This window comes from Mesorhizobium sp. M6A.T.Ce.TU.016.01.1.1 (assembly GCF_003997065.1).
Lineage (GTDB): Bacteria > Pseudomonadota > Alphaproteobacteria > Rhizobiales > Rhizobiaceae > Mesorhizobium > Mesorhizobium mediterraneum.
The window spans coordinates 1-4,042 of record NZ_RZTJ01000061.1; the positions used below are offsets into that span (position 1 = coordinate 1).

Consider the following 4,042-nt stretch of genomic DNA (forward strand, 5'->3'; position numbering starts at 1 on the left):
ATGCGAGAGGCCTATGGCGGCCGCGACGCCGCCTCGAAATGGTTCGAGTCCGCATCCTGGATCTCGTTCGCGGCGATCAACGATCCGGAGACGGCGGAGTATCTTTCGAAGCGTTGCGGCGACACGACGGTCGAGGTTGACCAGATAAACCGCTCCTCGGGGATGAAGGGATCGTCGCGATCGCGATCGAAGCAGCTCAACCGCCGGCCGCTGATCCTGCCGCATGAGGTTATGCGCATGCGGGCCGACGAGCAGATCGTGTTCACGGCGGGCAACCCGCCGCTGCGCTGCGGGCGCGCGATCTGGTTTCGCCGCGACGACATGAAGGCCTGCGTCGGAACCAACCGGTTCCATCGGAGCGAAGGCGGTGACAGTGGCTGACTTGCCCAACGCCGATCAGGCTTCCCTCGTCCCCAACGTCATGCCTGCTGCGAGAGGATCGTCACGCGAACGCGCCGAAACCGTTTTAGCGGGTTCGGTGAGCGCCGCCTTTTTTCGGCGCGAGTAGAGCCGTCCGCCGTAGGCGGCTCGCCCAACCCTTCCTTCGCAAGCAAGATCCTTCGCGATGCCTGGAAGCAAATCATAACCCTGACCTGCCTACAATCACGCTCATCCCATAGAGAGGAATACGACAGTTTGACTAACATCGTTCGTTTCGGGAGCCGCCCGAAGAAGAGAAATCCGGCACATGGGAAGAAATCTCCTGCGTCTATCGGCAGCACATTCCGCGGGCGCCGCAACCATCGAAACCGATCCGGCAGAACGTGGGCGTGGGCGATCGTCGCCCTGTCCGCGCCGGGTCTATATGCCGCCGATCATTATCCGCTCACCGATCGGCTTACGCTCGCCGTGAACGCACCGCGGACAGATACGCTGCGCGCGACATTCCCCTACTGCACAGAAAGCCGCCGCGTGACCTGCGTCGTGGATGGGGACACGTTCTGGCTTTCCGGCGAAAGGATCCGTATCGCCGACATCGACACGCCGGAACTGAGCCCGCCACGCTGCGAGGCGGAGCGGCTCAAAGGCGAGGCCGCCAAGCGCCGGCTGCGGGAGCTACTGAACGTCGGGACGTTCTCGCTCGTCGCAGGCTGGAGGGACGAAGACCAGCATGGACGCAAGCTGCGCAGGGTGACACGCGACGGCCGCTCGATCGGAGACACGATGATCGATGAAGGTTTGGCCCGCCGTTGGGACGGTAAGCGCCGAAGCTGGTGCGGATGATCCATCAAGACGTTGAATCAATGGTGACGGACCGATTCATGAAAGTCGTTGGACGCCGCTTCCGAAGGAAGCGAAAATCCGGCCATGACGAAAGAGGATACAGGTCCGGTTCATCTTCACCGCATCGATCCAGCGCAGAACATGCGCCGGTTCTACTCGCTCGCGGTCCAGCCGACATTGTTCGGCGGGGCATCGGTCGTCCGCAACTGGGGGCGGATCGGCACGAACGGCCAGTCTATGATGGAAACCTTCGACCAGACTGGAGAGGCGATGATCGCCATGGCGAGGCTGCAACGGACAAAGCGGCGACGCGGCTACAGGGAATGAGCCGGCGCAGGAAGGGCCGGCCCGCGGGAGGCGATACAGTCCTGGAATCCGCGAACTCCAGGGGTTTTCAGTGGATTCACGCACATGTCAGAGCAGCCAACCCTTTCAGAGGCAGGGTTTCGTTGTCATAGATGATTGCGGCTTTCCAACAGAAGGTATTTTAGATGACAACGACCAACGAAATTGCAGACAAGATCGCATCCGAGCAGAGCCTGACCAAGGCTCAGGCCAAGACGATCGTCGAGAGCGTATTCAAGCAGATTGCCGACGCCGCCCAGAGCGGCGCTGAAACCAGCGTGCCCGGCTTTGGCAAGTTTAAGGTAAAAGAGACGCCTGCGCGCGAGGGCCGCAATCCCGCGACGGGAGCGACGATCAAGATCTCCGCGTCGAAGAAGCTGACCTTCACGCCGGCCAAGTCGATCAAGGACGCCCTCAACGGCTGATCCGCTACCAGAGGACGCGACCGAAAGAGGGGCTCAAGTCCTCGGACACAGGGTGGGAATCGCCCTTCCGGATATGTCCATTCATATTAGCCCAGGTCCCGTCGGGGCCAGATGGTGATGTCGTCGGGATGCTGGCCGCGAGATTTCTTGCTCCTTCCGCCTGCCGGCGTTCGCCTGTTAAAAACCGAAGGCCCCGCCTTGCGGCGGAGCCCTCGTCGAGGCGATCAGTCCCGGTTGGGGCGAGACCAGATCAGCTGCAGGCCTTCCTCGCCTTCCACCTCGATCAGGGTGGCGTAGATCGGAGCGGGGAAGCTCGGGTCGTCCAGCTTGACCGAGAGGTAGTCGCGCTCGGTTTCCCTGGAGACCTTCTGCCAGGCCGCACCCAGCTCGACATTGCCCGAGAAGATGCGGAAGTGCGGGCCCTTGTCGGAGGGGCTCTCGATGCGAACCAGCTTGGCCTTGACGTTGAGGTTGAGCGTCTTGATCGTGCCCGCAAAACCGTTGCCCGAGGAAGTGAAGGTGCCGATGGTAGCCATGATGTCGTCTCCGTGAGTTTCTCGGGCCGCGACCATCGCGACCTCGATGGCGGTCGACAGACCGGAGGCGATCGGCCCGCACCCCGCAGGGGACGCAACGCAGTGGAGGGCAGCCAGGGCAAGGCTTTCTTGTTCCGCGCGGAATGGCGGCGCAGCCGTCAGGGGAAGAAAGTCGCGACCGGCTGTTGCGGGTTTGAGAACGAGGCGGAGCGAAGCGAAGACGGCCTTCGGTCAGACCAGCCACATCGAGGACGCAGGTGGTGCGCCCTTTCATGAAACCGCCGGCCAGACGACAGGCGGACCCTACCGGCATGATCAGCGCAACCGCAGCCACGCTGAGGCGTCATCAAACACGTCCCTTGCCGTCAGGCGCCATCGCATAACGACAGACCGTCCTCGGAAAGGGACCCACCACCGCCTTCTATCCGGTCAAAGGACGACCGGCCGACTGGCGAAAGTCCGGGTCCGGCGTCTGCCCCTTCAAGATGGATGGCCGCTACACGGTCATGGAAATACCCATCTCGGGCTGGTCGGCACCGCCGGCTGATCTAAACTCGGCCCGCTGGGCAGCTACCCGAAACTCACCGGTGCCATGGCGGGGTCTTCAGCCGACCGCCGGGCGCCGGTACGCTGAAGCCACCGACGTGTGCCAGGCGGGACGATTACAGACCGCACATGCCCTCGCATTCATTCGGCCAGAGGTCGAGCTGGCCGTGGTCGGCCGCTGTAGACAAGTCGGCTTCATCGAGGGGAACGCCGGAGCGATGCAGGAAGACCTCGCCGCGTATGCCACGCAGGCCGGTGCGGATCGCGCGATCCACCTCCACGGCATCGTCCCACGCCGCCCGGTCGTTGTTCCGCATGGATCGCCACATGGCGTCACTGTGGAAGGGGCAGCCGATGCACGCGCTCTTCGGCGGTTTCGGATAGCCATGGCTTTTCAGCCAATCGAGACAGTCCTTCCGGGTCATGCGGCTCTCGATGAGGGGAAAGCGGTTGAGTTGCCACGCTGCCCGGCTCGGCTTCATGCGCACCACCTCGTCCATCGAGATGCCCAGCCACTGGTGAACGACGGGGTATGTCGGAGAGCGTTTGCGCGTGAGACCAGCCAGATCGGTTCGATCTTGCTGGTGGTTGTGCATTGTCGCCGTATCATGCCGATCGATATATTACCGCGGCGGTCGACGGTGCGGGTGAAAGCCGGGATCGACGCCCATCTCTTGCCATTGCCAGCGGCAATCAGGCTCTCCCGAAGATTGCGGGCCGACACGATATGCACCGGGAACGGCAGGACGTTCGGCGACATCAGCCAGCGCAGATGCTCGTAGACTGCCGCAGGCTCCCAGCCGGTATCGGCGAAGATTGCACAATCTAAGGGGCCGAAATGCCCATGGGCGGCCATCAGCGCGAGCGTGGTGGACTGGACCCCTGCCCCGAGGCTGAGCACACGAAGGCGGATCGGGGATGGCTGCGCGCCACCCCCGGCAACGATCGGAGAATGCAACATCATGC

Annotated in this window: 5 protein-coding genes and 1 pseudogene; 4 read left to right on the plus strand and 2 right to left on the minus strand. The window is 62.9% G+C overall.

Annotation, left to right across the window (positions count from 1 at the left end; all coding sequences use genetic code 11):
• The 4 genes from EOC94_RS32940 to EOC94_RS32955 form a co-directional block, all read left to right on the plus strand.
• A partial coding sequence (locus tag EOC94_RS32940; protein WP_185928385.1) for a type IV secretory system conjugative DNA transfer family protein occupies window positions 1–381 on the plus strand: 381 nt, incomplete at its 5' end.
• Between the two features lie 405 nt (window positions 382–786).
• Window positions 787–1,224 (plus strand): thermonuclease family protein, encoded by a 438-nt coding sequence (locus EOC94_RS32945; RefSeq protein WP_245465720.1) that lies wholly within the window; start codon window positions 787–789, stop codon window positions 1,222–1,224.
• 84 nt (window positions 1,225–1,308) lie between these two features.
• On the plus strand, window positions 1,309–1,551 hold the full coding sequence (locus tag EOC94_RS32950; RefSeq protein ID WP_127295776.1) for a WGR domain-containing protein: 243 nt from the start codon (window positions 1,309–1,311) through the stop codon (window positions 1,549–1,551).
• 164 nt (window positions 1,552–1,715) lie between these two features.
• Window positions 1,716–1,994 carry an HU family DNA-binding protein gene (locus EOC94_RS32955; protein WP_127295778.1) on the plus strand — a complete coding sequence of 93 codons (279 nt, stop codon included), beginning with the start codon at window positions 1,716–1,718 and terminating at the stop codon, window positions 1,992–1,994.
• 224 nt (window positions 1,995–2,218) lie between these two features.
• Here EOC94_RS32955 and EOC94_RS32960 read toward each other — a convergent pair whose 3' ends face one another.
• Both EOC94_RS32960 and EOC94_RS32970 read right to left on the minus strand, forming a co-directional pair.
• Window positions 2,219–2,530: a DUF736 domain-containing protein gene (locus tag EOC94_RS32960; protein WP_095482589.1), complete on the minus strand. Its 312-nt coding sequence runs from the start codon at window positions 2,528–2,530 to the stop codon at window positions 2,219–2,221.
• A 662-nt stretch (window positions 2,531–3,192) separates the two neighbouring features.
• A pseudogene (locus EOC94_RS32970) lies at window positions 3,193–4,037 on the minus strand (hypothetical protein).
• Window positions 4,038–4,042: the final 5 nt, after the last annotated feature.